The organism is Pseudomonas sp. JDS08PS003 (assembly GCF_045013505.1).
Taxonomy (GTDB): Bacteria; Pseudomonadota; Gammaproteobacteria; order Pseudomonadales; family Pseudomonadaceae; genus Aquipseudomonas; species Aquipseudomonas protegens_B.
The window spans coordinates 282,768-308,043 of record NZ_CP120724.1 but is presented as its reverse complement, the minus strand read 5'-3'; the positions used below and the strand labels follow the sequence as shown (position 1 = coordinate 308,043).

Sequence of the window (25,276 nt, the reverse complement as noted above, 5' to 3'; positions counted from 1 at the left end):
GATTATAGAGGAAGAAACATTCCGCCACTCTTATCTGAAAGGGCGACTGGTTTTCTCAGTGAGCTTAGTGATAATGCCTGAGCTGTTTTTTTCTTTATCGAGGGCCTTATCGCCTATGTGGTATGAAGGTTTACTTGGCTTGTCCGCCTGGCAACTGGTGGCAGTCACCCTGTTGATGACTCACGTGACCATCGTTGCGGTCACGATCTATCTGCATCGCTATTCCGCGCACCGTTCCCTGGAACTCAACGCCGGCCTGAAACACTTCTTCCGCTTCTGGCTGTGGCTGACCACGGCGCAGAACACTCGCGAGTGGACCGCCATCCACCGCAAGCACCACGCCAAGTGCGAGACCGTCGACGACCCCCACAGCCCGGTGATCAAAGGCCTGTCCACGGTGCTGCGCAAGGGCGCGGAGCTGTATCGCGAAGAAGCCAAGAACCCGGAAACCCTGCGTATCTACGGCAAGAACTGCCCGGAAGACTGGATCGAACGCAACCTGTACAGCCGCTACAAGCTGGGCGGTATCGCGCTGATGGCGGTCATCGATCTGCTGCTGTTCGGCACCATCGGCATCACCATCTGGGCGATTCAGATGATGTGGATTCCGTTCTGGGCCGCCGGCGTGATCAACGGCCTGGGCCACGCCGTCGGCTACCGCAACTTCGAATGCCGCGACGCCGCCACCAACCTGGTGCCCTGGGGCATCATCGTCGGCGGCGAAGAACTGCATAACAACCATCACACCTATCCCAACTCGGCCAAGCTCTCGGTGAAGAAGTGGGAGTTCGACATGGGCTGGGCCTGGATCAAGCTGTTCAGCCTGCTGGGGCTGGCCAAGGTCCAGCGCGTGGCCCCCATCGCCCACCGGGTCGAAGGCAAGGGGCACCTGGACATGGACACCGCCATGGCCATCCTCAACAACCGGTTCCAGATCATGGCCCAGTACCGCAAGCTGGTGATCGGCCCGCTGGTGAAGCAGGAGCTGGCCAAGGTCGATCACTCGGTACGCCACCAGTTCCACCGTGCCAAGCGCCTGCTGTCCCGGGAAACCAGCCTGCTGGAAGACCGTCACCACCTGCGTATCCAGAACATGCTGGAGCACAGCCAGGCGTTGAAAGTGATCTACGAGAAACGCCTGGCCCTGCAACAGATCTGGGTCAAGACCAGCGCCAACGGCCACGACATGCTGGCGGCGATCAAGGACTGGGTCCACGAGGCCGAGGCCAGCGGTATCCAGTCCCTGCGGGACTTCGCCAATCAACTGAAAACCTACTCCCTGCGCCCCAACGCAGCCTAAGCCAAAGCCCCTCGCCACAGGCTGGCGAGGGGCGGCTCCGACCGTCTGGCGGGCGCTCGCAGTATCGCCGTCACGGCCGGGAACTTAGCGTCCGATCCCCTATCTCAAGCAACACTTCGCCACCCAGGCGGGCTTGGTTGTAGCCGCTGTCGAACTTGGCGCGGCACGCCCTTTGAGATCTGTGCCGATGGTCAATAAGAACCCACACATTCCATCTTCGCTTCCCCAGTGGCCCGAGGCCGCGCAAACCCTGATGGCCCTGATGCACGCACAGGGCGAAGTCGCTCGCCTGACCGAGCGCGAGCAGCTGTTCAGCTCCTTGCTGGTCAGCGTCAACGCGGTGCTCTGGGCCTATGACTGGGAACATCGCCAGGTGCTCTATGTCAGCCCAGCCTATGAGCGCATTTTCGGGCGCCCCGCAGGCCTGCTATTGGCGGACTACAACCAATGGCGCGACAGCATCTATCCCGATGACCTCGAATACGCCGAGCGCAGCCTGGCCCAAGTGCTGGAAAAGGGCGCGGTGGAAGATCGCGAATACCGCATCATCGACGCCGAAGGCCAGGTGCGCTGGCTCAGCGACAAGTGCTTCATCAACCGCAATGCCGAGCCCGGCCAACGCTTGATCGTGGTGGGCATCGCCGAAGACATCACCGACAAGAAACAGCTGGAGGCCGAGCTGCAACGCCTGGCCACCACTGACGTGCTGACCCAGAGCAGCAATCGCCGACACTTCTTCGAGTGTGCCAACCGCGAGTTCGAACAGGCCCGATTGCAGGGCTCGCCCCTGGCCTTCCTGTTGCTGGATATCGATGATTTCAAGGTGGTCAACGACACCTACGGCCATCCCGAAGGCGACATCGTTCTGCAGCGCATTGCCGAGAGCGGACGTGCAGCACTGCGTCGGGGCGACCTGTTCGGACGCATCGGCGGTGAAGAGTTTGCTGCGGTGTTTCCAGGGTGCGCCGCGGACATGGCACGCCAGGTCGCCGAGCGCCTGCAGCGGGAGATTCAGCGCCAGAGCTTCAGCCACCAGGGTCAGGTCTTCAGCATCACCGTCAGCCAGGGTCTGACCAGCCTGCGGCGGGAAGACGAAAGCCTCGACAGCCTGTTCGCCCGCGCCGATACGGCCATGTACGAAGCCAAGCGTCAGGGCAAGAACCGCATCGTCAGCGGCTGACCGCCATCCCGTAGGAGCTGGGTTGCCAGCGAAGGCACTCCTGAGGCTTGCACAAAGCTCGAAGGCCCCTTCGTCGGCAAGCCGGTTCCTACGGCGGTTCAGCCTTTGCGCAGGCGGGAAAGCTCCGGCAAGCCGACTTTCAGCAGACGCGCCGTCTTGCTGCGAGCCACCTCTTCCACGCCTTCATGTTCGGTCAGCCGTGCCAGTTGCGCCGCCAGGTTCATCACCAGGGCTTCGCGGGAATAGACGCCGCCGCCCAACTGGTAGATCGAGGCGATCAGTTCACGCAGTTCCAGCGGCATGCGCCAGCGGGTGCGCAGCGCCGAGCCATAGGCGGCACCGAAGCGCTCCAGGGCATCACCGATTTCTTCCTGCTCATCCAGTTCGCCACCGGCCTGCTGCCACTCTTGCAGACAGCGCAGCAACGCCAGGTCGCCCAGGCGGTGCAACAGGCCCGCGCAATAGCAACGCTCCTGATCCAGGTCCAGCAGGCGGGCCAGGGTCCGACCATATTCCGCCGTGTGCAGCGACAGCTCCCAGTAGCGCTCGGCATAGTCCGCAAGGGCCGGATCGCTCAGGCGCGCGCTGCGCTTGAGGGCCAGGCCGAGAATCAGGTTCATGCTCTGCCCGGTACCCAGCCGGTGCAGGGCCTGGGACAGGGTCTGTACGCCTTCACCATTGTGTTGCGCAGCACTGTTGGCGGCGCAGATCAGCACGGCAGTGATTTGGGGGTCGGTGCGGATCTCCTCCTCCAGCAGCTTGAGGTCCAGCCCGTCGGGGTTGAGGCTGCGCTTGACCGCCAATTGCACATCGGTCAGCAACGGGGCGCCGTCGGCGATCTCGCGACGGCGTTCAAGAAAGGTCCACAGGGTCATGCCCGGGGCTAGGGTCGGCACCTCGCAGGAAACCTCCTGGCCAGCATCCAGCAGCAGCCCCTGCAGACGCTGGGTCAGGCCTTCCATGTTCAAGGGTTTGGTCAGGTAGGCAGTGGGCGCCAGAGGCAAGGCCTCGCGCACGCTGGCACTGTCGCTGCGCACGCTGAGCAAAATGAATGGCTGCAATGGGTTGCGCGTGCGCTGGCGCACGGAGCGCAGCAAGGCGAGACCGTCGATGCCCGGCAACTCCCAGTCGGCAATGATCAGGTCATAGGGTTTGGCGCTCAACAGTTCCAGGGCTTCCTGACCGTCGGCACACAGATCCAGGCGTGCGTCACAGCGAACGTTGAGTAGCACTTGCTTGAGCAAATCGCGGGACCAGGGATCGGCCTCGGCAATCAGCACACGAGGTACAGCGGGTAAATCAACAGCGGTCATGCAGCACGCTCCCTAGGCAATCCTTTGCACCTTAGTCAATGCGCGGGCTTCCATACAGCGCAAATCCCCTATGGACCGCCTGGGGATGAAAAAAACCCGCCGAAGCGGGTTTTTTTGTCGATCAGGTCACAACACCGTCAACTCAGAGTTCAGCGAAGCACTCTTCGATGATGGCCAGGCCTTTGTCCAACTGCTCGTCCGGCGAGGTCAGTGGAACCAGAACCCGCAGTACGTTGCCGTAGGTGCCGCACGACAGCAGGATCAGACCCTTGTCGCGAGCCTTGGCCACGACCTGCGCCACAGCAGCGGCGTTCGGCTTGTGGCTGTCGCCGTTCTCGAACAGCTCGACCGCGATCATCGCGCCCAGGGCACGCACTTCACCGATCACCGGGTACTTGGCCTGGATGGCTTTCAAGCCGCTGACCAGGCGCTCGCCCACGGCCTTGCAGCGGTCCAGCAGGTGCTCTTCTTCGAACACTTCCATCACCGCCAGAGCGGCTGCACAAGCAATCGGGCTACCGGCGTAGGTACCGCCCAGGCCGCCTGGAGCGATGGCGTCCATGTATTCGGCCTTGCCGCAGACACCGGCCAGCGGGAAGCCGCCAGCGATGGATTTGGCGAAGGTGGTCAGGTCGGCGGCAACGCCCATCTGTTCCATGGCGAAGAAGGTGCCGGTACGGCCGGCGCCAGTCTGCACTTCGTCAGCGATCAGCAGGATGCCGTGCTGGTCGCACAGGGCGCGCAGGCGCTTCATGAACTCTTTGGGCGCGACGTAGAAGCCGCCTTCGCCTTGTACCGGCTCGATGATGATCGCAGCGATATCACGTGGCTCGGCGTCGTTCTTGAAGATGCGCTCGATGCTGGCGATGGAATCGTCGATGCTCACGCCATGCAGTTCGTTGGGGTACAGCGCGCGGAAGATGCCGCCTGGCATCAGGCCCATGCCGGCCGAGTACGGCACGACTTTGCCGGTCAGGCCCAGGGTCATCATGGTGCGGCCGTGGTAGGCGCCGGTGAAGGCGATCACGCCGGCGCGGCCAGTGGCGGCACGGGCGATCTTCACGGCGTTTTCCACGGCTTCGGAACCGGTGGTCACCAGCAGGGTTTTCTTGGCGAAGTCACCTGGAACCTTGGCGTTGATTTTCTCGCACAGTTCCACGTAAGGCTCGTAGGCCAGGACCTGGAAGCAGGTGTGGGTCAGCTTGTTCAGCTGCTCGGTCACCGCGGCGATGATTTTCGGGTGTACGTGACCGGTGTTCAGCACGGCGATGCCGCCGGCGAAGTCGATGAATTCGCGGCCTTCAACGTCGGTGACGGTGGCGTTCTTCGCGCTGTCGGCGAAGATCGGGTGAATCTGGCCAACACCGCGCGGTACAGCGGCTTCACGGCGTTTCATCAGGGATGCGTTGGTCTTGCTCATAGTGTCCTCATTCACCGCTGCTACAGCGGTGTGATTCAAGGGTTGCGGGGCGAGGAAGCGCCTGCGACAGCATGCGATGATCGACTGCCGGAGCCTTCCCGGGCCACCTTGAAAATTACGTTTTTTACAGCGGCGCAAAGGGACAGCGCTCTCGTGCCCTCTGCGCTTGAAGCGAAATCAGATGCCCAGGCAGAGGTACTTGATTTCCAGGTAGTCCTCGATGCCGTACTTGGAGCCTTCACGGCCCAGGCCCGAGGCCTTGATGCCGCCAAACGGCGCCACTTCGTTGGAGATCAGGCCGGTGTTGACCCCGACCATGCCGTACTCCAGAGCCTCGGCCACGCGGAACACACGACCCAGGTCGCGGGCATAGAAGTACGAAGCCAGGCCGAACTCGGTGTCGTTGGACATGGCGATGACTTCAGCTTCGTCTTTGAAGCGGAATAGCGGCGCCAGCGGGCCGAAGGTTTCTTCCTTGGCCACGGCAGCGTCTTTGGGCACGTTGACCAGAATGGTCGGCTCGAAGAAATTGCCCTCCATGGACTTGCCACCGGCCAGCAGGGTCGCGCCTTTTTTCAGGGCGTCGGCGATGTGTTCCTGGACCTTGGCCACGGCTTTTTCATCGATCAGCGGGCCGGTGGTGGTGCCTTCTTCCAGACCGTTACCGATCTTCAGCTTGGCCACGGCCACTTTCAGCTTCTCGGCGAAGGCGTCGTAGACCGAGTCCTGGATGTACAGGCGGTTGGCGCAGACGCAGGTCTGGCCGTTGTTGCGGTACTTGGAGATGATCGCGCCTTCGACGGCCTTATCCAGATCGGCGTCGTCGAACACGATGAACGGCGCGTTACCGCCCAGTTCCAGGGACACTTTCTTGATGTCCTTGGCGCATTCGGCCATCAGTTGGCGACCAATCTCGGTAGAGCCGGTGAACGACAGCTTGCGCACGATCGGGTTGCTGGTCAGCTCGCCGCCGATGTCGCCGGCACTGCCGGTAACCACGCTGAGCACGCCTTTCGGAATCCCGGCGCGGTGCGCCAGTTCCACCAGGGCCAGGGCCGAGAACGGGGTTTGCGAAGCGGGCTTGATGACCATGGTGCAACCGGCGGCCAGGGCCGGGCCGGCTTTACGGGTGATCATCGCCGCCGGGAAGTTCCACGGGGTGATGGCCGCGGTCACGCCGATCGGCTGCTTGATCACGATCAGGCGCTTGTCAGGCTGGTGACCAGGGATCACGTCACCGTAGATGCGCTTGGCTTCTTCGGCGAACCATTCGATGAAGGAGGCGGCGTAGGCGATTTCGCCCTTGGCTTCGGCCAGCGGCTTGCCCTGCTCCAGGGTCATCAGGCGACCCAGGTCGTCCTGGTTTTCGATCAGCAATTCATACCAGCGGCGCAGCTTGGTGGCGCGCTCCTTGGCGGTCAGGGCACGCCAGGCCGGCAGGGCCTTGTCGGCGGCTTCGATGGCGCGGCGGGTTTCGGCGGCGCCCATCTTGGGTACGGTACCGAGGATTTCACCGGTAGCGGGGTTGTTGACCTTGATCGTCTGACCGTTGTCCGCGTCGACCCAAGCTCCATCGATGAAGGCTTGTTGGCGGAACAACTGGGCGTCTTTGAGCTGCATGTCGGCTTCCTTAACAGCACCGCGCATACGCGGGGCGAATTGTGATTGTAAAAAAGGCGCCCTGTCAGGCATGGACCGCGCTGGCGCGTCTGCAAGCCTTGGACAAAGCTGCCGTCAGGAAAATCGTTCACTGGGTAAAAGCACGAAAATGTCGCACACAAGGATAGACGTGCGCTTGGGCACCCAGGCAAGAGCGTTTGAAATCTCAAACGAATCCTAGGGTCAACGGGGGTAAAGGACAATAGGCTGTTCGAAAAAAAGAACGTAAAGGCGCCTAGCGGTAAAAAATCCGCACCAACCTCCCATGCTGCCGGGCAAAAGACAACGCCCCCGGGGCCTGCAGACCGCGGGGGCGTTGGCGTGACGCCAGAGGAAGGATCAGCTACTGAACGACTTGAGCACCGTCAGCAGACTGGTGAGGTTGTCGGCCACGCCGCCCTGGGCGACTTTTTCGGTGGCCGACGCACCGGCAGTGGTGTCGACGCTGTAGATCTGCATCACGCCCTGGTTGGTCGCGGCCTGGGCCAGGGTGTTTTGCTGCTGCTGGGCCGAAACCGAGTTCTGGAACAGGATGGCCACGGATTGGCCCATGGACTGGTAGACGGTACCCATCGCCATGGCCGGTGCTTCGGCAACGACCTTGACGTTGGTCTGGGTGACGGCATCGGTGATTTGCGGACTGACTGTGCTCATAAAAACTCCATTTTTTTAGCAGGAAAGTTCAACGGGGGATCAGCCTTTCAGCCACTCAGCCCTGGAAGGACTTGAGTACTGTCAGCAGGCTGGTGAGGTTGTCGGAGACCCCGCCCTGGGCAACCTTCTCGGTCGCGGCGGCGCCGGCGGTGGTGTCGACGCTGTAGATCTGCATCACGCCCTGGTTGGTCGCGGCCTGGGCCAGGGTGTTTTGTTGCTGCTGCGCCGAGACCGAGTTCTGGAACAGGATCGCGGTGGCCTGGGCCATGGATTGGTAGATGGTGCCCATCGCCATGGCCGGCGCTTCGGCGACGACTTTGACGTTGGTCTGGGTGACGGCATCGGTGATTTGTTCGTTTACAAGTGGCATGGCTCAACTTCCTTTGTTAGTACACGGAGCATTCCGTGTCATTGAGTGAACGTGGCAGTCGTTTTGCTGTGAACCGTGGGGCCTGGGACCCTCGGCTTATTTCAGGGGGGGCTTATTGCCCACTGCCGGCAGTCACCTGCTTGAGGGTGTCCTCGACCTTTTGCGCCAGCTCGGCCATTCGCGCTTCGATGGCGGCTTTCACCTCCTGCTGTACCAGGGTGCCGATCAATGCCTTGAGCGCCGGATCATCCGCCGGGGCCGGGGGCGGTGACGCCGGAGCAGGGGCAGAAGCCGCGGCCTGGACCTGCGCCTGGGAGCCGGCCGCGCTAAGCAATTGCTGAAGCAGCAGGTCACGGGTCTGGGGATTGTCGGGACCGGGGGCTGCGGGTCCGGCCAACTGCTCGATCAGCTGCCGGGTGCGTTGCTCGTCCGCCTGAATCACATCCAGGGCACGCTGACGGGCCTGATCAATGCTGTTCTGCGAGGCCTGGACCAGATCCACCGACTTGTTCTGCACAAAGGCCTCCAGCACCTGGCGTTCGACAACGGTCAACGGGCGCTTCAAATAGGTTTCGGCAAAACTGAGGATCGTCGCTACCGCCTTGGGGTCTTCATTCGCCATTTCATGCTCCTTATTGATGAATGACGTTGAAGGGCTGGGCACCGGGTCCGTCGAACTTCAACGCCAGGGGTGACAAGAGAGGACGCATGGACACACGCCTCTCGGACACATCCCCCCCGAGCGCCTTGCGCGCCCGGGGGACGTGTTCAGGATGACGACGGTCGATTGGCCAGGGTGGCGCTGTACTTGGCGATACTGGCGTCAATCTTGTCGATGGCCACACTCGCAGCTTCGGCTTCCATGGCGCCCGCAGCGGCGGCCACCGCGGCCGCCGCGCCCACCATCAGGTCGGTGGCGAGGACGCCGAGCGCATCCTCGGCGGCGCCTTTCACGTTCTCTTTGACGATGTTCTCGGTCATCTGCTTGAGCAGCACCGCCTGAGCTGCCAGGGCCAGCTTGCTGACCCCGTCGAAATACCCCGCGGCCGACTGCGCCACCAGGCCGGCAGCCTGGCTGATCATCATGTCGGGGGCTATCGCGATCTGCGCCGGGGCATAGCTGAAGGTCTGGGCATTAGTGAACTGCACCGCCTGGACGATCTGACTGTTCAGGGCATCGGTGCTGTCGGTGCTGGGCGTGCCGGCCTGCTTCAGCAACTGCGCGTTCATCGTCTCCATCACCGAAGGTTGCGCTGCAGCGGCGGGCGGCGGTGCTGACGCAGGGTCGGGCGCCGAATCGGTGCCCGTCGATGCGGGCTCACTCGCCGCCTGAGAGGCGGCCGTTTCAGCCGCCATACCGGGCCCGGCAGCCGCGCTCGCGGATTCATCGGCCGCGGCTGCGGGTGGGGTTTTCTTCTTGAACCACGCCATGACGATTCTCCCGGGCTATCAGCCCTACTCGCCGATCGCCATGATCAGCGCCACGGCCTTGGACACCACCGCGTTGGAAATCTGATTGAGCGCCTGCTGGCTGTTGACCGCGTTCTGCAACGACAGGCCCGCCGAGTGACTGGCCACCTGATACAACGAGGCGATGGCCTGGGCCGGGGCTTCGGCCACCACCTTGACGTTGGTCTGGGTGACGGCATCGGTGATCTGCGAGTTGACCATTGGATCTGGCATACATCTCTCCTTAGATGGAATGGCCCACCGCAGGGACGGCGGCGCCGGCTACAGCGTCGAAAACAGGCTCACTGAACAAGAACGCCCCAGCGGGCCTGCTGTGAATCTTGCGGATGCTTCAACGCAACGCCGCCCGTAACAGCTGCACATGCTTGCGCGCCAAGGGCTGGTTCATTCCCAGCTCGGCGGCAATGTGTGGATAGGGCAAATCGTCGACAAACTTCAGTTCAAACAGTCGGCGCTTCTTGAGGGGCAATTGCGCCACCCGTCGACTCAACAGGGCCAGGGTTTCCAGCAACTCCACCTGCTCCAGCACCGACATCTGCGGGGCCTCCAACTGCTGCAGAGGGTCCTCTTCGAAATCGGCGAAATCCACGAACAGGCGCTGCTCCCGAGCCCGTCGGCGGCAACTGTCGACAAACACATGATCGAGGATCAGGAACAGAAAACCCTGAGGGTCGCGAATCCGCTCCGGCGAACGACGAAAGAACAGCAGCGCCTTGATCGCCGTGGCCGCCAGCCACTCCTGGGCGCCATCGGCATTGCCCCGCGCCAGCTTCCGGGCGCGGCGCTGCAACCCGGGGAGCACCGCCTTCCAGCTCTCCTCGAACAGATGGTCCGCCAGCGCTGCCTGCAGGCCGTCTTGCATGGAACAATTCATCTCTCGCACCTCCCTGTGCCCCGTGACTGCACGGATATGGCTGCAGGGTGCGCTGGGCCGAACGGCCGATGCAGCGGGAAAAACTACCGCTACGGCCCGGGTTTCCGGGGATTGCGCAGGGCCATGGAAAAGGGATGCAAGCCGGCGTGGACGCCTCGAGTCGACATAGGTATGATGTCGCCCGCACTGCATCCGTAGCTCAGCTGGATAGAGTACTGCCCTCCGAAGGCAGGGGTCGTGGGTTCGAATCCCGCCGGGTGCACCAGCTTTAACGAGAAAGCCCCAGGTCTGATGACCTGGGGCTTTTTTGTTTCCGTGTACCGGCGTTGCCGGCAGAAGCCTCATTAACCACCTGATCCAGGACGTCACCTCGCAATTGGAGGCTGTCCCGGTGGGGCGCAACTTGCTACATTCGCAGCCCCCCGGACAGGAGGTCCCCATGTTGCACCATCCGCCGTTCAACCCACCCTTCGAGCCAGCAGTACGTCATTGGGTCACCTGCTTCATGGGCTATGACATGCCTGCGGCACTCAATGCCGAACTGAGCCGCTACAACCCCAATGATCCCGAAGACCGTGAATACCTGATCCGCCACTACGTGCTGGCGCGGGACTATCCCCAGGAAAATTTCCGTCATCGACAACGGCTGGTAGAGGTCCTGCAAGCGGCCCTGGATGATCCGGACTACGACTTCGAACAGGTCTGGGAGCCCAGCGAGGATGACTACGAGGACGATCAATGGCCCAGCAGTTGGCCGGGGGTGCTCGACGACAGTCGGGACTTCTTCCAGCGTCTGCTGATCGCGGCCCGGGAGCTGTGGCACGAAGACCTGACCCGCGCGCAGTTACCTTCACTGGCAGAGTGCCGGGCGATCCCCGCTCGGGACCGGGCCCCCCGTGACTGGCTGTTCAGCATCGACAACAGCGAGGCCTGGAGAGCGGTCTTCAATGAGGCGGCCACACCCTATGACCTGAACACCCCTGGCCCAGTGTTTCAAGACGAGCAACTGAGCCTGCGCTTGTCCGGAGCTCTGGGGCGGCTGTCCGTACCTGGCAACTGGCCGGCGAGCCAGGCCCCAACCCATTGCAGCTTGCGGCTCAACGTCCGGGGCATTAGCGAACTGGCCGCCAGTGGCAGCCGGTTCGACGGGGGCATGCGCACCCAACTCACCCGCCTCAACCCCGGTTATCACCTGCGCCTGGAAATCGGTTTGGACTGCGTGATCGAATGCGTGGCGCTGTCCGTGAGCATCACTGACGTCAAGGGAACAGCAGATGAAAAGCAACTTTGAAGAGGCCCTGGAGCGTCAGGAGATACCCCAATTTTTTCGCGGCCAGGGCCCGTACCTGACCCGGGACGGCGATTGGGACGAGCACCTGTACTGCATCAACTGGCCGGGGATCTTCGCTTACCTGCGGGACCACGCCGACGGCGCACAACAGCTGAGCAGCGCCTTCGAGCTCTACGTGTACAGCGTCGTGGAAACCATCGAGGATTGCTTCGGCCTGCGGGAAAACCTGTTCGGCTATTACTCGACCCGGACCCGCTGGGCGCCCGACAGCAGTGATCTGCTGGCGCAGTTGCCGGAGCCTTGCCGGCGGCGCATCGTCCAGCGCCTGAGCTGGTATCGCTGGCAAGTGGAAAACCACGCCCGGTTGCTGCCGGAACGGGCCCGGCGCATGACCGCGGACGGTGCCTGCGCCGAGTTCATCGACCTGCCCGCCTTGCCCTACAGCTGAACCCGGCGGCCGCCGGGATCATTCATCCTCGGCGGCTGCAGCATCCTGCTCCAATGGCTCGGCATCGTCCGGCGCCTCTAGATCGTCGCCCTCTTCAGCCTCTTCAAGGCCGAAGTCCTTGCGACTTTCCTTGATGGCCTGACGGATATCCGCGCCCTTGATCGGGCAGTTCAACATTGCCGCTATACGGTCGATGCGGGGTGCCATGACCGGCCTCTCACTTTCTGGAAACTGGGCAGATAGTGCGCGCTTTCCATGACGACAGCCAACCCCCGCACTTTATTGACGACGCAAGGCTTGCAGGCGTGCGTCCAGATCCTCCTGTGGATACTTTTCATGCAGCTGGAGCAGCAGCTCGGCCGCCTCACGGCTCTGGCCGTCATCCCACAGACGCAATACCGTCTGCAGCTGCTCATCCAATCGCTGGATCGTCCGGGGCTCGACCGCGGCCGACATGCGCTTGGCCATCTTGCTCGACTCGGCCCTGGGCTTGGCCATCGCAGGAGGCGCTTGGTCGCTGAACGCTTCCATCTGTGGCGCCGCGGCAAAACTGCCGACAGGGGCCGCAGGATCCATGGGCGCAGGGGCGGCAGGCGCCGGGGCACTCAAGGCCCCGGCCAGCTCGGTGGAATGCGCAGCCAGGCGCGCCATGGGCGCAGCAGGAGCTGGAGCGGGCTCGGGGACAAAGGCCTGCTCTTGTGGATAGTGCTGCGCAGAAGGCCGCAGCAAACCGATGACCAGCGCCACGCCAAACAGGCTGGCAAAGGCCAGTTGATAGCGCGGCCGTTGGCAGGCCCGCATCCAGCGCTGCCAGAGACTGGGTTTGGGCGCGGGGGCTTCGCGGCACGCGGTGGCCAGGATCATCGCATCCAGATGCGCCGGCGGTTCTTGGGCACTGTGTTCGCGAATATGCGCCAGCATCTGCTCTTCGGCTGATGGGGTCTGTCGGGCGTCAGTCATGTGAGTACCTCCTCGGCCAGGAGCCGACGCAATTTTTTCAGCGCGTAGCGGAAACGGCTTTTCACCGTTTCCAGCGGCGTTTGGGTCAGGCTGGCGATCTCTGGCAGTTCCAGGTCGCCGTGGGCCCGCAGCAGGAACACCTCGCGCTGGTCTTCGGGCAAATCCTGCAGGGCGGCTTCGATACGTTGCTGGTCGCGGCACAGGCTCAGTTGCTGTTCGGGACCGGGAGCGTGGTCGGTTTCGCCATGCAGTTGTTCGTCGTAGCTGTCGTGCAGCGGGTTGCGCTGGCCGTGCTTGCGCCAGTGATCGATCAGCCGGTTGCGCGCGATCTGATACAGCCAGGTACGAAAGCTGGCCCGGCCCTGGGGCTGGCTGGCACTGCGGATCAGGCTGAGCCAGGTTTCCTGGTAGATCTCCTCCGCCAGCTCGGCCTTATTGCACAGGCCCAGTACGAAGCGATACAGGCCCTGGCGATGGCGCTGGTACAGCACCTCGAAGGCCGCAGGCTCTCCGGCGCGATAACGTGCCAGCAGCGCTTCATCGCTGCTGGCATCGGTGGACACTTGGGGAGCAGACATAGGGCGGATGAACTCCTGTTCACTGCTCGTTATGGGTCTATTCAAGGCGGCTCTGCACTTGGCTCATGTCCACCGGCTGAGCCTCGACCTGGGCGGCATTCCCAGTCTGGGTTTTCGGCGCCTGAGTTTGCAGACTTTGCGCCAGTTCCACCAGTTGCACGAACTCGCCCCGCAGCCCGTAAGGATCGTCGCCCTTGGCGCCACGGGCCAGCTTGGCGGTGTCGGTCAGGCTGAAGTTGCCGGTGTAGCGGCCGTCCTTGAGTTGCTGGGAAAACGCCGCCACCGCAGCGGCGAAGCGCAGGTCCGGGCTGGCCTCAGCCAGTTTAGCCGGCTGCTGCGCGCTGATCGGCCGTTCGATCAAGCGGCTGCTGCCACCTTCCGGCGCCTTGTAGCGCACCCGCAGCATCGCCAGTTCGCCATTCCTGCCACTCTGTTCCGGCGCCTTGGCCTGGGTATAACGCAGCGGCTCCAACCAGCCCTTCTCGCCCGCTGGGACGATTTCATACAGCGCGGTAACCGTATGCCCGGCGCCGATTTCCCCGGCGTCGACCTTGTCGTTGCTGAAGTCTTCACGCTTGAGGGCACGGTTCTCATACCCCAGCAGGCGGTACTCGCTGACCTGGGCCGGGTTGAACTCCACTTGCAGTTTCACGTCCTTGGCCACCACTGCCAGGGTCGAGCTGAGCTGGTCCACCAGCACCTTGCGCGCTTCGCGCAGGTTGTCGATGTAGGCGTAGTTGCCGTCCCCGGCATCGGCCAGTTGCTCCATCAGGTGCTCGTTGTAGTTATCCACACCGAAACCCAGGGTGGTCAGGGATACGCCGCTCTTGCGCTTCTCGGCGGCCATGGCCTTGAGGCTGTCGAAGTCGCTGACGCCGACGTTGAAGTCGCCGTCGGTGGCCAGCAGGATGCGGTTGATGCCCTTGTGGATAAAACCCTGCTGGGCCATCTGATAGGCCAGCTGGATACCCGAGGCGCCCGCCGTGGAACCACCCGCGGTGAGCTGGTCGATGGCGGTGCGAATCTTCGCTTTGTCACGTCCGGAAGTGGGCTCCAGCACCACCCGCGATTCACCGGCGTAGACCACCAGCGACACCCGATCCTGATCCCGCAGTTGATCCACCAGCAGCTTGAGGGTGCTTTTCACCAGGGGCAGGCCTTCGCGGCGATCCATGGAGCCGGAGACATCCACCAGGAACACCAGATTGGCCGGGGCCAACTCTGCCACCGCGCGGTCCGAAGCCTTGATGCCGATGCGCAGCAAGCGGGTGTGGGGGTTCCACGGCGAGGGCGCCAGCTCGGTGGTCACGCCGAAGGGCGAGCCGTCGCTGGGCAGGGCGTAATCGTAGGGGAAGTAATTGACCAACTCCTCCAGGCGCACCGCGCCTTCCGGCGGCAAGCTGCCCTGGTTGAGCAAACGGCGGACGTTGGCATAGGCGCCGGTATCGACGTCGGCGCTGAAGGTCGAGACCGGTGCTTGGGCAACGCTGTGGATCGGATTGTCCGGCAGTTTCTGATACTGCTCACGGGCTTCGTCACGGTAGCCGGCCATGATCGAATCACCGGCGGCGATGGGCGCCGGCATCGGTGCCGACAACCTCATGGGATGCGCAACGCGCTTGGCCATGGCGGCATCGGCGTGCTGCGCCTCGTACTGCACTTCGGGCTCAGCCTGCAGCGCCCCCTGGGTCGAAGCCCCTGCGGCGGATTCAGGCTTGGACGATACACCGCAGCCGGCAACCGCCAGCAACAGGCCGGCGGCGAAACCCTGGGCGGCCGGACGAAGAAAATGCAGAGGAAGGGACATGGGGGCTGACCTCGGAAAGAAATGATCCATTCCCCCCTTCAGACGAAGCCCCTTGGCGATTCGGGTTAAGCCCCCAAAAAAATTTCACTCAGCGGGAGTAGCGGCGTACCACACTGCTGTTACGCAACACGTGGCCGTTGATCTTCTCCAGCAACTGGGCCCGGGTCAGCCCGGCAGGCAGGGCTTCCGGCGCCAGGTCCAGGGCATAGATCTGGATGATGTAATGGTGCGCGCTGTCGCCCACTGGCGGGCATGGGCCCATGTAGGCGGTTCCGTTACGGCTGTTGAGCCCGGCCAGCCCTTCCAGATTCGGCTTGGTGCCGGCGCCGGCCGGAATCTGCCGAGTGGTGGGCTTGATGCCGTAGTGCACCCAGTGATCCACACCCTGGCCCTTGGCGCCGTCCGGATCGTGCATGACGATGGCATAGCTCAAGGTCCCGCTGGGGCCCGCGGTCCAGTTCAAGGCCGGAGAGTTGTTGTGCCCGCCACAGCCTTTGGCATCACTGGCGTTGCCGGTGGTGAACAGCCGGTCATCCGAGACCCCAGGAATATTCAGGGTGAAACGCTCCTGGGCCTGCACGGGAAACTGCAGGCACAGCAGCACGGCACCAGCGGCCAGCCAAGTATTGCGGGAGGCAAAGCGAGACATACGAAAGCACCTTTTTGCGGATGAGATCGAGGGGGCCACAAGACTATAGCCTGCACCAAAGAGCGCGCCGCTTTGTGCGCGGCGCGGGAGAGATTGAGCTTGAGGATGGGGTAATTGTAAATGAATATTTCAGACAGAAAGCGCAATAGCGAGCACAATCCACCGCCGGCCAGAAAGGGCGGCGGGCCACCCGCCCGCCTCCTGAAATGATGCGCAGACCTCAGCCCTGGTGGGCCTGCATGTACTGGCGCAGCAATTGGTTGATCCGCGTCTGGTAACCCGCGCCCTGGCCCTTGAACCATTCCAGCACATCGGCGTCCAGGCGGATGGTCACGGCCTTCTTGCCCGGCAGATGCACCTCAGCTCGGCGAAAGAAATCGTCATCCAGCTCGGGGATATCTGAAGTATCGATGCTCTGGTCATCGGTTTTCGCCAGGCGATCCCAGTCAGTTTTCGATCCGTCAGTTTTCGATCCGTTGGACATAGTATTTAGCCTCCCGTTTAGTGGCTTTACGCGCCGAGATGATGCGCACCGCATGACCCCGCCGTTCGGTATGGACCACCACGCCCACCAGGGTCCTGATCCAACCAAGGCTGATCCAGCGTTCCTCGCCATAATCCAGGCGCTCATCGCGCAAGGACAGCACCGGGCGCTGGAACATCAGCACGGCATCGTTGAAATCGATGCCGTGCTTGAGGAGGTTGGCGTGATTCTTGGCCTCGTCCCATTCAAAGTACATGAGCACTGCCGTATTTACAAATGTACATACAGGCTAGCCGACCGGTAGCCAAAAGCGCCCTGGGTAAACACCTGGAAATACAGTCAGCTGAGTGCCCATGCCCATGCCCATCGCGGCCGGCGACACGCTCACTGACAGGCCGTACTCTATCCACCCCAGGGCGGCTTCCCGGCCGCCCGCTTTTCATAAGGAAATGCCATGCATAAACCCCCAACAGAACTCCCCCAGCGCCAGATCCGCGCGTTCTACGACGACACCACCATCCGCGTCTACCAGGCCTACTCCGAGAGCATCGCCGACGCCGCCCTGGCCCACGGCACCTTCGTTTCCCCACCGTTCAAGATGGAGCGCATGACCTGGATTAAGCCGTCCTTCCTGTGGATGATGTACCGCGCTGGCTGGGGTTTTAAGGACGCCGGACAAGCGCGCATCCTGGCCATCGACATCAGCCGCGAAGGCTTCGAATGGGCACTGGCGAACGGCTGCCTGAGCCATGCCGACGAGTCCATGAGCAAGGAAGAGTGGTTGAAGTTGAAAGACCAGTCACCGGTGCGCATTCAATGGGACCCGGAACGGGATCTGTACTTGCGGCCACAGGAACACCGAGCGATCCAGATCGGCCTGAGCAAGGAGGCCGTGCAGTTGTATGTGAACCAGTGGATCAAGCGCATCACCGATGTCACGCCCCTGGCGCACTCGATTCATCGGCTCATCCAGCAAGGTGATTTGGACGGCGCCCACCGCCTGATTCCGCAAGAACAGGAATATCCCACTCCCCGCGAGTATCAATGAATCGCCCTTGGCGGCAGCTCAACCATCAGCGACGCCTGCCGTACATCCTCAGGACTGAGGCGCAAACACCGCATGACAACCACTCTCCAGACAGCAAAACGCCCGGGCTGTCGAACAGCGCCGGGCGTTGAGCTTTACGGTCGGAGGACGCCAAAGACGCCCTCACCTAGGGCTTACTGCAGGGCGCCAGCGCCACCCATTTTGCTCATGACAAAACCAACGAACTGCTCGACGGTCATCTTCTGGCCGTTGAAATTCACTTCGTTATTGGCGTAGTGCAGCGACGACACCACCGCATTGCCTTCCAGCTTGGCCAACTGAGTGGCCAGGGCCATGGCGCTGAGCATTTCCGCGGTAGCGGCGCTTTGCTCGGCGATCTGCTTGGCATCGGTCTGGCCTTCGGCCTGGGCCTGCAAGGCAGCCACGTCCGCCACCATCGGCTTGGACAGCGACAGTTTGGCGTCCAGCTGACTGATCAGTTGCTTGCCCAGCTCAGCCGGCGGCAGCTCCAGGCTCTGCGGCTTGGCCAGATCCAGGCTCAGGCTGAAACGGCTTTCACCACCGGCGGTCTTGAAGGCCAGGCTTTCAAGGGCGATCTGTGGTTTGGCTTCCAGGACCTTGTTCACCGCGGCACGTACCTTGACCTGCTCGGCGTCGGACATTTGCAGTTCCGGAGCCGGTTCGCCCTCGGCAGTGGCCTCGGTGGCAGCCTTCTGATACGGCTGCAGCACGGTCTGGTAGACCTGGACCAGATCGAGCATGCCCTGGCTGTCGAGGTTCTTCATGCTCCAGAGCATCTCGGCCGAACCCACGGTCTTGCCGTCGAAGGCGATCTCGCCCACGCGGTAGTCCGCACGGCCCGCCACTGTGCTGCCGGTCTCTTCGCTGAAGGTCTTCTGTTCGAAGTTCTTCAGGGTCAGCACCGATTGCTTGTCACCGAAGGTGGCCTTGGTGCTGGTGAGCTCCAGGGTGTTCTGGCCCATGTAGTAGCCGAAGCTGCTCTTTTTCAGGTTGCTGGCCAGGGTCAAGCCGTTGATTTCCAGCTTGCCCGGGGCTTTGTCCGGCGAGCTGAGCGAGAGGCTCAGGCTGTCCATGTAGCCGTCGACCTTGGCTTTCTGGCGGTTGTCGCTGACGCTGAAGGTGGAGTTCAGGCCGGAGAACTTCAGGCTGCTCTGCTCATCCAGGGCCAGTTCCATCGGAGCGAAATCCAGGGTGCCCTCGGCGGACAGGTCGTAGCCGACATTGACCACGCCCTTGAACGGAGCCACGCCCTTGGTGGCGGCAAACCATTTGTCGGTCTGCGGGCTCTTCTCCAGTTCGTAATGGCTGGTAGCCATGACCGGCAGCCACTTCAGGCGCACCAGGCGGGAGAAAGGCAGCGGGCCGTGCTCGATGTGATCGGTGACCAGCAATTCCAGATCGCCTTGGAACACATCACCCTGGCCCTTGAGGCGATAGTGAGCGGTGCTGCTGAACAGGCCACGCTCCAGGGACACCAGTTCGATGGTCGCGGTGGCGTCATAACCGATCAGCGCCGCCTGCAACTCTTTGTTGCTCTCGACGATCTGCTGCTGCACAACGCCTTCCAGCTTGGTGCCGGTGTACCAGGCGCCGCCGACACTGATGGCACCTACCGCGACGACGATTCCTAACAGTACGCCTGCTGATTTATTCATGTCTGACCCGATCAATATCCGTTGTTTGAAGGTGTGGTCGTCTTCCCTGAACCCATGACGGGTTGCGGCTCGACTCCGCGTAAAACCGGCGCAGATTACCACTGGCGGCTAGCGCGAGCCCAATCTTTGAATGTGAAAAACCGTGGAGCGCGGGGATGCGGGGCCTGCAGCCGCTGACCGGCAGCGGCTACAGGGCCGGGAGGCAGGTTTCAGGAGTATTCGACTTCCAGGGCATCGAGCTGATGGTCGAAGCTCTTGAGACGGGCGCTCCAGGTGTAGACCAGCACTTCGAAATCCCGGTCAATCACCGGGCTGTTGCCACGGGACTCGCCACGGGGATCACAGAAATCCAGCTGGTAACGCTCCCGCGCCATGGCGGTGGCGACATCCGACAGTTCCCGGGCATTGTTCAGCCAATGGCGCCCGTCATCGGCCTGTTTGTCCAGCAGGATGCACTGCTTTTTCAGGGCTTCCAGGCTCTTTTCCAGAGGGGTGCCGGTGAGTTCGCCCATGACTTCGGCGAAGGTCCGCCCCGGCTGCCAGTAGCTCCCCCAGAAGTAACGGTCGAACACGGTCTCAACCCGGCGCAGAGCCACCTTGGTGTCCCAGATCATCACCAGGGTCTTGCTCTGTTCGAGCTGTTTTTTCTTGATTTTCTGACTCTGCAACGAGGCCCAGGCCACCACGCCGATGGCCATCACCGCGATCAGCGCGCTGGCGCTGTCGAGGAACACCATGGCCTTGTCGATCTGATGGGCCAGCATGATGCCGTAGAAGTAGGTGGCAGACAGCAGCACCAGTGCACAGAGCGCACACCAGAAGCCCGGAGCATAAGGGTTTTTCATTATTGGAATCCCCATGACCATCACATGCTTTGATCGGCTGGAAAGCCCATTGCACGCAGGACGTTTCCAACTGATCAAAGCATAGCAACGGCCTCAGGGTTTCGCGGGTTGCGAGCCTTGCGTTCGTCCGCTTTCCCAACCGCCGCCCAAGGCCAGGAACAGATCGATCTGGCTCATCGCCACCTGAGTATTGGCCGCCGCCAACTGCGCGCGCATATCGGTGTAGGTACGGGTGGCTTGCAGATCGGCGAGGAAAGAAGCGCGTCCGGCCTGGAAAAAACGGTGAGTCTGGTCCGCCGCCAGTTGCGCCGACTGCTCGGCATCCGCCAGGGCATCGCGGCGTTGCAGCTGGGCACTGTACTGGGCCAGGCCGGTCTGGGTTTCACGAATGGCGTTGAGCACCACCCCGTCGAAATGGGCCAGGGCGCCCTGGCTCGCCGCTTCGGCCTCATGAATGCGTTCACGGGCGCCGTTGGCCGGTACGGTCCAGCTGATCAGCGGGCCGAAGCCCCAGCGGTTGGTGGAAGGCTTGCCGAGGTTGTCGAGAATGCCCACGGTGCCAACCGTGGCACCGATGCTGATATCGGGATAAAGAGCTCCGGTGGCGACGCCGATTTCTGCGGTGGCGGCGGCCAGCCGGCGCTCGGCCTGGCGTACATCGGGACGACGCTTGAGCAGTGCCGCGCCGTCGCCCACCGGCAGCAACTGGGCGATATGGGGCAGCTCGGCGCAACGGGCGGTGCCGGCGGGCAGTTGCTCCACCGGTTTGGCCAGCAGCATCGACAGGCGGAACAGCCCCGACTGGCGCGCGGCTTCATAACGCGGCAGTTCGGCGCGCAGGGACTTGAACTGGGTCTGGGATCGGGTGACCTGGGTTTCGTCACCGCGCCCGGCATCGCGCAAGCGCTGGGTGAGCTCGGTGCTCTGGGCTTGCAGGCTCAGGGAGTGTTCGGCGATTTCCCGCTCTTCGTTGGCCGCGCAGACCTGGGTATAGGCGCGCACCACGTCTGCCACCAAGGTGATACGCGCCGTATCTGCCGCCGCCTGGGTGGCATCGGCATTGGCCTTGGCTGCCTCGATGCCCCGTTGCAAGGTGCCGAACAGGTCGAATTGATAAGAGGTGCTGATGGACAGGTTGCCGACGTTGGCCACCGGTACTTTTTCCGGCAGCAGGAAGGCTTCGCCGGACTCCTGCAGACGCTCGACCCCGGCCTTGACCCCGCCGCTCCAGCCACCGGCGGCCTGGGCCTCATCCACTTGGGCACGGGCCCGGGCCAGGTTGGCCGCCGCCACCCGCAAATCGGTGTTGGAGGCCAGTGCCTGCTGCACCAACTGGTCCAGGCGCGGGTCCTGATACAGGCGCCACCAGTCCACGGGCACCGGCGCCGACACCACATTGGCACCTTTGGCGGTCAATTCGCCCTGCAGATCCTGGCGTTGCAGCGCCGCGTCCTTGGGCAGGCGGTAATCCGGCCCGACCATCTGACAGGCCGAGAGCAGCAGGCCGAGCCCGGCCAGGGCCAAACGTGCGCCGCTGTTCATTGCCCGGGCTCCCGCTTGGCCTGGTCGTCGAGGATCGACACCGTGGCGGTACGCCCGGCGATCATGCGGAAGTCCGCCGGCACCTCATCGAAAGCGATGCGCACCGGAATCCGCTGGGCCAGCCGCACCCAGCTAAAGGCCGGGTTGACGTTGGGCAGCAGATTGGAGCCGCTGCTGCGATCACGGTCCTCGATCCCGGCGACGATGCTTTCCACATGCCCGCGCAGCCGCGCGCGGTCACCGATCACGCGGATGTCCACGGCCTGACCGACATGGATGCCGTCGAGCTTGGTCTCTTCGAAATAGCCATCGATATGGAAGGAGTTGCTGTCCACCACCGAGAGCACCGGGCGACCGGCGGTAACAAACTCCTGGGTCCGCGGTGCGCGGTCGTTGACGTAGCCGTCCACCGGGCTGCGTACCACCGAACGGTCGAGGTTGAGCTGGGCGCTGTCCACCGCCACCTGGGCCTCGGCCAGGGCCGACTGGGCACGGGCTTCGCGGGACTGGCTCTCTTCCAGTTGCTCGCGCGGCACCAGATTGCCCAGGCCACGGTTGCGCTTGGCTTCGCGCTGGGCCTGGGCCAGGGTTTCCTGACGGTCGGCCAGGGTGGCCTTGGCCTGGCGCAGGGCCAGCTTGAAACGGTCCTGATCGATGCTGAACAACACCTGGCCGCGCTTGACCAACTGGTTGTCGCGCACTTCCACCAACTGGATCAGTCCGGACACGTCTGGTGCGATCTGCACGATGTCGGCACGGATATGCCCATCCCGGGTCCAGGGCGCGAACATGTAGTACATCACCATGCGCCAGACCACCACGACCGCGAAGGTCACCACCAGTAACGTCAGGACCACACGGCCAATGGTCAATAAAGGTTTTTTCATGTCATCAGGTATCGACTGAGAGAGTCCACGGCGCCCAGTAGCAGAGCGTAGAGACCCACGTTGAACAGCGCCCGGTGCCAGACCAGACGATAAAAGTGCAAGCGCGTCAGCACCCCGTGCACCAACAGGTACAAGCCATAAGTGATGCCCATCAGCACCAGCAGCGTGGGCAGGAACACCCCGCTGATATCCAGATCACCGATCATAGGGGCGCTCCATCGATGCCATGGGGAAGGGGTTCTTCAAGCTCGCCGGTGGCGACGAATTCCACCCCCGGCAGCAGCGCCAGGCGCAGGCCACTGAGGGCGTGCAGCAGGTGCAGGCGGGTTTCGTCGTCGCCTTGCAGGCCCTGGCTGTTGAGCGCACGCCGGGTGCGGTCCAGGGTCATCAGCAACGCACTGGGGGCGGGCAGGCGTTCGCCGGCCTTGAGGCAGGCCTTAAAGTATTCGCCGACCTCGGCCACCACCTGGCGCAGCAGGGACTGAGCCAGCCCCTGCACCCGCGGCGCATAGGCCTGCAGGTCCAGGACATTGAGCGCAACACGCAACTCCCGCAGGGCGGCACCGGTGTCCTGGCCGGTCATGGCCAGGCGCGGCAGGTGCTGCATCAGCCGGTCGAGCATCTGCGCCCCCATGTGCCGGTGCTCGGCCAGGGTTGCCGGCTCGGAGAGGCTGACAATGTCGCGCCAACTGAAGCGGGTCAGGCGCTTGGCCGCCAGTTCCGAGCCGAACGGCCGGGCAATCAGGGTCCAGACAAAGGCAAAGAGCAGGCCCATGGGCCCGGCCAGGTTGGAGTTGGCGAAGCTCAGAAAGTCCGCGTCGTAGGCGCCCTGGATGCTGATGAAGGACGAGGTGTTGACGATGGTCAGGAGCATGCCCAGGTAGAACCGCGGCTGTACCGTCAGGGTGCCCACACAGATGAAGGGCACGGCAAAGGCCAGCACCAGCATCGGGAAGTCGTGCAGGTTGGGCAGGATCAGGAACAGGTAGAGGCTGGCGAACAGCACCGACATCGCGGTCCAGAAAAAGAACCGGTAGATCTGCGGCGCGGGGTCGTCCATGGAGGCGAAGAAGCTGCAGGCCACCGCCGCCAGGATCACCGCGCTGCCGCCGTCGGTCCAGCCCAGGAGGATCCACAGCACCGAGGCGACGATGATCGCGAGCACCGTCGAGCCCGCCGAATACAGCATCAGCCCGCGGTCAAGAAACGGCGTCAGCCGGCCCAGGCGCCAATGCCGGTAGACCGCGCGCCAGGGAGCCTGACTTTCGCTCTGGATGGCGTGCTGCAGGCTGCGGCAGTCTTGCCACAGATCGATCCACTCGCCGAGTCGATACAGGGCGTTGGACAGCAGCAGCTGGCGCCGGTCATCCAGGGCTTCAGGGCTTGGTTGCAGGGTTTCAAGCTCATCGCGCAGAGCTTGCCAGCGTTCCACTGAGGCATCCCGGGCGGTGCCTTGCAGCCATTCCTCGGCCTTGGCCAGCAAGGGGGCGAACTGCGCCACCAGTTCCGGGGTACGCCGTTCCAGGGCGTACAGAGCATCGTCCAGAGCATCCACCACCGGCAGCAGGTTGATCATCCGCCCGCGCAGTTCCTTGGTGTTGCGCACCGTCTGCGGCCGGGCGCCTTCGTGGGGCAACTGGCCGATCATCAACTCCAGGGTGTTGAAGGTGCCCACCATCGATGTGCGCAGGGCGCTGACTTCTTCAGGCTGCACATTGCGCGCCAGGAAGCGCTGGCTGTAGACCGCGGCATCGGCGAACCACTTGCCGGCGGAATCGACGAACACCGGGGCCAGCCGCCGGGGCCAGAACATGCTGCCAATGACCGCAGCGCAAATGATGCCGAGGAAGATTTCCTCGGTTCGTGCCTCGGCCACATCCCACACCGCCAAGGGGTTGTCCACCACCGGCAGGGCAATCAGCGGCAGGGTGTAGCCGGCCAGCATCAGGGCGTAGTTGTTGGCGGTGCGCAGGTGCATGGACAGGAACAACAGGATCCCGGTCCACAGGGCGATGATCACCACCAGCAGATAGGGGCTCTGCACGAACATCGGCACCAGCAGCACCGCAGCCGCCGCGCCGAGAAAGGTACCGATCGCCCGGTACAAGGCCTTGGAACTGGTGGGGCCGACAAAGGGGCTGGAGACGATGTACACCGTGGCCATGGCCCAATAGGGACGCGGCATCTGCATCAGCATGGCGATGTACAGAGCGATCATCGAAGCAGCGAAGGTGCGCACGCCGTAGAACCAGTCGCGCGCGGGGGGCATGCCAGTGAAAAAGCCTTTCAAGATGACAGCACCGGAACATGGCTGGCGGACTCGAAGGCGCGAATCACCCGCAGTGCCGCTTCCAGGTCGCTGGCGCTGATGCCTTCGAGGACTTCATGGCGCAGGCGCACCAACTCGCTCTCCACGGCTTGCACCAGCTCGCGGCCGGTGTCGGTCAGGCTCAGGCATTTGGCTCGGCGGTCGTGGGGGTCTTCACTGCGGCACACGTAGCCGGCGCTGCACAGTTGATCCAGCAAACGCACCAGGGATGGGCTTTCCATCCCCGCGGCCTGGGCCACCGTGACCTGGCGCACGCCCTCGCCCAGGCGCCCGATCATCAGCAGGGGCACCGCGCAGGCTTCGGAGATTCCAAAGTTGACCAGGGTGGTCTGGCAGATCCGCCGCCAATGCCGGGACGCGACCACCATGCCACTGCTGATGTTCATGTGAAGTGATTCAAGGGAGTTGGACACAAGACTGTTCGCACACTGTTAGTTTGCTAACTATCAATATGGCATCCACGGCTAAATCCAGTCAAGTTTTGTAACAATT

28 protein-coding genes and 1 tRNA gene are annotated in these 25,276 nt (G+C 63.0%); 6 read left to right on the top strand and 23 right to left on the bottom strand.

The window, feature by feature from the left end:
- Positions 1-115: 115 nt before the first annotated feature.
- Both desA and P7C00_RS01405 read left to right on the top strand, forming a co-directional pair.
- Positions 116-1,300, top strand: a complete 1,185-nt coding sequence (desA, locus tag P7C00_RS01410; protein ID WP_346634046.1) for a delta-9 fatty acid desaturase DesA — start codon at positions 116-118, stop codon at positions 1,298-1,300.
- A gap of 187 nt (positions 1,301-1,487) precedes the next feature.
- Positions 1,488-2,480: a GGDEF domain-containing protein gene (locus P7C00_RS01405; protein WP_404938022.1), complete on the top strand. Its 993-nt coding sequence runs from the start codon at positions 1,488-1,490 to the stop codon at positions 2,478-2,480.
- A gap of 98 nt (positions 2,481-2,578) precedes the next feature.
- Here P7C00_RS01405 and P7C00_RS01400 read toward each other — a convergent pair whose 3' ends face one another.
- From P7C00_RS01400 to P7C00_RS01360, 9 genes are all read right to left on the bottom strand, one after another.
- Positions 2,579-3,793 (bottom strand): HDOD domain-containing protein, encoded by a 1,215-nt coding sequence (locus tag P7C00_RS01400; protein ID WP_404938021.1) that lies wholly within the window; start codon positions 3,791-3,793, stop codon positions 2,579-2,581.
- Between the two features lie 142 nt (positions 3,794-3,935).
- The gene (gene gabT / locus P7C00_RS01395; protein ID WP_346634043.1) at positions 3,936-5,213 is read right to left on the bottom strand and encodes a 4-aminobutyrate--2-oxoglutarate transaminase; all 1,278 of its coding nucleotides are present in this window, start codon (positions 5,211-5,213) and stop codon (positions 3,936-3,938) included.
- Between the two features lie 177 nt (positions 5,214-5,390).
- Positions 5,391-6,833 carry an NADP-dependent succinate-semialdehyde dehydrogenase gene (gabD, locus tag P7C00_RS01390; protein ID WP_102882696.1) on the bottom strand — a complete coding sequence of 481 codons (1,443 nt, stop codon included), beginning with the start codon at positions 6,831-6,833 and terminating at the stop codon, positions 5,391-5,393.
- A gap of 378 nt (positions 6,834-7,211) precedes the next feature.
- Positions 7,212-7,526 (bottom strand): RebB family R body protein, encoded by a 315-nt coding sequence (locus P7C00_RS01385; RefSeq protein WP_092318458.1) that lies wholly within the window; start codon positions 7,524-7,526, stop codon positions 7,212-7,214.
- A gap of 55 nt (positions 7,527-7,581) precedes the next feature.
- Positions 7,582-7,896 carry a RebB family R body protein gene (locus tag P7C00_RS01380; protein WP_025128569.1) on the bottom strand — a complete coding sequence of 105 codons (315 nt, stop codon included), beginning with the start codon at positions 7,894-7,896 and terminating at the stop codon, positions 7,582-7,584.
- Positions 7,897-8,008: 112 nt separating this feature from the next.
- Positions 8,009-8,518, bottom strand: coding sequence for a hypothetical protein (locus P7C00_RS01375; RefSeq protein ID WP_346634042.1), 510 nt, complete (start codon positions 8,516-8,518; stop codon positions 8,009-8,011).
- Between the two features lie 146 nt (positions 8,519-8,664).
- Positions 8,665-9,327, bottom strand: a complete 663-nt coding sequence (locus P7C00_RS01370) for a hypothetical protein (protein WP_346634041.1) — start codon at positions 9,325-9,327, stop codon at positions 8,665-8,667.
- Positions 9,328-9,351: 24 nt separating this feature from the next.
- Entirely contained in the window at positions 9,352-9,579 is a 228-nt protein-coding gene (locus tag P7C00_RS01365; protein WP_011058560.1) for a RebB family R body protein, read from the bottom strand.
- Between the two features lie 118 nt (positions 9,580-9,697).
- Entirely contained in the window at positions 9,698-10,240 is a 543-nt protein-coding gene (locus P7C00_RS01360) for a sigma-70 family RNA polymerase sigma factor (protein WP_346634040.1), read from the bottom strand.
- A gap of 188 nt (positions 10,241-10,428) precedes the next feature.
- On the opposite strand from P7C00_RS01360, the gene P7C00_RS01355 reads away from it, so the two are divergent.
- The 3 genes from P7C00_RS01355 (at position 10,429) to P7C00_RS01345 (ending at position 11,979) form a co-directional block, all read left to right on the top strand.
- Positions 10,429-10,505, top strand: a tRNA-Arg gene (locus P7C00_RS01355).
- Between the two features lie 174 nt (positions 10,506-10,679).
- Complete coding sequence (locus P7C00_RS01350; RefSeq protein WP_404938020.1) at positions 10,680-11,531, top strand: hypothetical protein; 852 nt, start codon at positions 10,680-10,682, stop codon at positions 11,529-11,531.
- Positions 11,515-11,979: a hypothetical protein gene (locus tag P7C00_RS01345; RefSeq protein ID WP_346634038.1), complete on the top strand. Its 465-nt coding sequence runs from the start codon at positions 11,515-11,517 to the stop codon at positions 11,977-11,979. The genes P7C00_RS01350 and P7C00_RS01345 overlap by 17 nt, the downstream gene beginning before the upstream one ends.
- 18 nt (positions 11,980-11,997) lie before the next feature.
- Here P7C00_RS01345 and P7C00_RS01340 read toward each other — a convergent pair whose 3' ends face one another.
- The 7 genes from P7C00_RS01340 to P7C00_RS01310 form a co-directional block, all read right to left on the bottom strand.
- On the bottom strand, positions 11,998-12,186 hold the full coding sequence (locus P7C00_RS01340; protein WP_346634037.1) for a hypothetical protein: 189 nt from the start codon (positions 12,184-12,186) through the stop codon (positions 11,998-12,000).
- Between the two features lie 72 nt (positions 12,187-12,258).
- On the bottom strand, positions 12,259-12,939 hold the full coding sequence (locus P7C00_RS01335; protein ID WP_404938019.1) for a hypothetical protein: 681 nt from the start codon (positions 12,937-12,939) through the stop codon (positions 12,259-12,261).
- Complete coding sequence (locus P7C00_RS01330) at positions 12,936-13,517, bottom strand: RNA polymerase sigma factor (protein WP_346634035.1); 582 nt, start codon at positions 13,515-13,517, stop codon at positions 12,936-12,938. The genes P7C00_RS01335 and P7C00_RS01330 overlap by 4 nt, the downstream gene beginning before the upstream one ends.
- Positions 13,518-13,554: 37 nt before the next feature.
- Positions 13,555-15,324, bottom strand: a complete 1,770-nt coding sequence (locus P7C00_RS01325) for a vWA domain-containing protein (RefSeq protein WP_404938018.1) — start codon at positions 15,322-15,324, stop codon at positions 13,555-13,557.
- Between the two features lie 88 nt (positions 15,325-15,412).
- Positions 15,413-15,973, bottom strand: a complete 561-nt coding sequence (locus P7C00_RS01320) for a YbhB/YbcL family Raf kinase inhibitor-like protein (RefSeq protein WP_346634033.1) — start codon at positions 15,971-15,973, stop codon at positions 15,413-15,415.
- 220 nt (positions 15,974-16,193) lie between these two features.
- Entirely contained in the window at positions 16,194-16,457 is a 264-nt protein-coding gene (locus P7C00_RS01315; RefSeq protein ID WP_404938017.1) for a BrnA antitoxin family protein, read from the bottom strand.
- Positions 16,435-16,713 carry a BrnT family toxin gene (locus P7C00_RS01310; protein WP_346634031.1) on the bottom strand — a complete coding sequence of 93 codons (279 nt, stop codon included), beginning with the start codon at positions 16,711-16,713 and terminating at the stop codon, positions 16,435-16,437. The genes P7C00_RS01315 and P7C00_RS01310 overlap by 23 nt, the downstream gene beginning before the upstream one ends.
- Before the next feature lie 198 nt (positions 16,714-16,911).
- Between P7C00_RS01310 and P7C00_RS01305 the strand changes: the two genes are divergently transcribed.
- Entirely contained in the window at positions 16,912-17,505 is a 594-nt protein-coding gene (locus tag P7C00_RS01305; protein WP_404938016.1) for a DUF4291 domain-containing protein, read from the top strand.
- 173 nt (positions 17,506-17,678) lie between these two features.
- Here P7C00_RS01305 and P7C00_RS01300 read toward each other — a convergent pair whose 3' ends face one another.
- From P7C00_RS01300 to P7C00_RS01270, 7 genes are all read right to left on the bottom strand, one after another.
- Entirely contained in the window at positions 17,679-19,181 is a 1,503-nt protein-coding gene (locus P7C00_RS01300; protein WP_404938015.1) for a YdgA family protein, read from the bottom strand.
- A gap of 209 nt (positions 19,182-19,390) precedes the next feature.
- On the bottom strand, positions 19,391-20,026 hold the full coding sequence (locus P7C00_RS01295; RefSeq protein WP_404938014.1) for an NADH:ubiquinone oxidoreductase subunit N: 636 nt from the start codon (positions 20,024-20,026) through the stop codon (positions 19,391-19,393).
- Positions 20,027-20,119: 93 nt separating this feature from the next.
- Positions 20,120-21,568, bottom strand: a complete 1,449-nt coding sequence (locus tag P7C00_RS01290; protein WP_346634027.1) for an efflux transporter outer membrane subunit — start codon at positions 21,566-21,568, stop codon at positions 20,120-20,122.
- Positions 21,565-22,455 carry an efflux RND transporter periplasmic adaptor subunit gene (locus P7C00_RS01285; RefSeq protein ID WP_404938013.1) on the bottom strand — a complete coding sequence of 297 codons (891 nt, stop codon included), beginning with the start codon at positions 22,453-22,455 and terminating at the stop codon, positions 21,565-21,567. Before P7C00_RS01285 ends, P7C00_RS01290 begins: the two co-directional genes overlap by 4 nt.
- Positions 22,452-22,661 (bottom strand): DUF1656 domain-containing protein, encoded by a 210-nt coding sequence (locus tag P7C00_RS01280; protein ID WP_011058538.1) that lies wholly within the window; start codon positions 22,659-22,661, stop codon positions 22,452-22,454. Before P7C00_RS01280 ends, P7C00_RS01285 begins: the two co-directional genes overlap by 4 nt.
- Entirely contained in the window at positions 22,658-24,745 is a 2,088-nt protein-coding gene (locus tag P7C00_RS01275; RefSeq protein WP_346634025.1) for an FUSC family protein, read from the bottom strand. The genes P7C00_RS01280 and P7C00_RS01275 overlap by 4 nt, the downstream gene beginning before the upstream one ends.
- Positions 24,742-25,170: a MarR family transcriptional regulator gene (locus P7C00_RS01270; RefSeq protein ID WP_346634024.1), complete on the bottom strand. Its 429-nt coding sequence runs from the start codon at positions 25,168-25,170 to the stop codon at positions 24,742-24,744. Before P7C00_RS01270 ends, P7C00_RS01275 begins: the two co-directional genes overlap by 4 nt.
- Positions 25,171-25,276 lie beyond the last annotated feature (106 nt).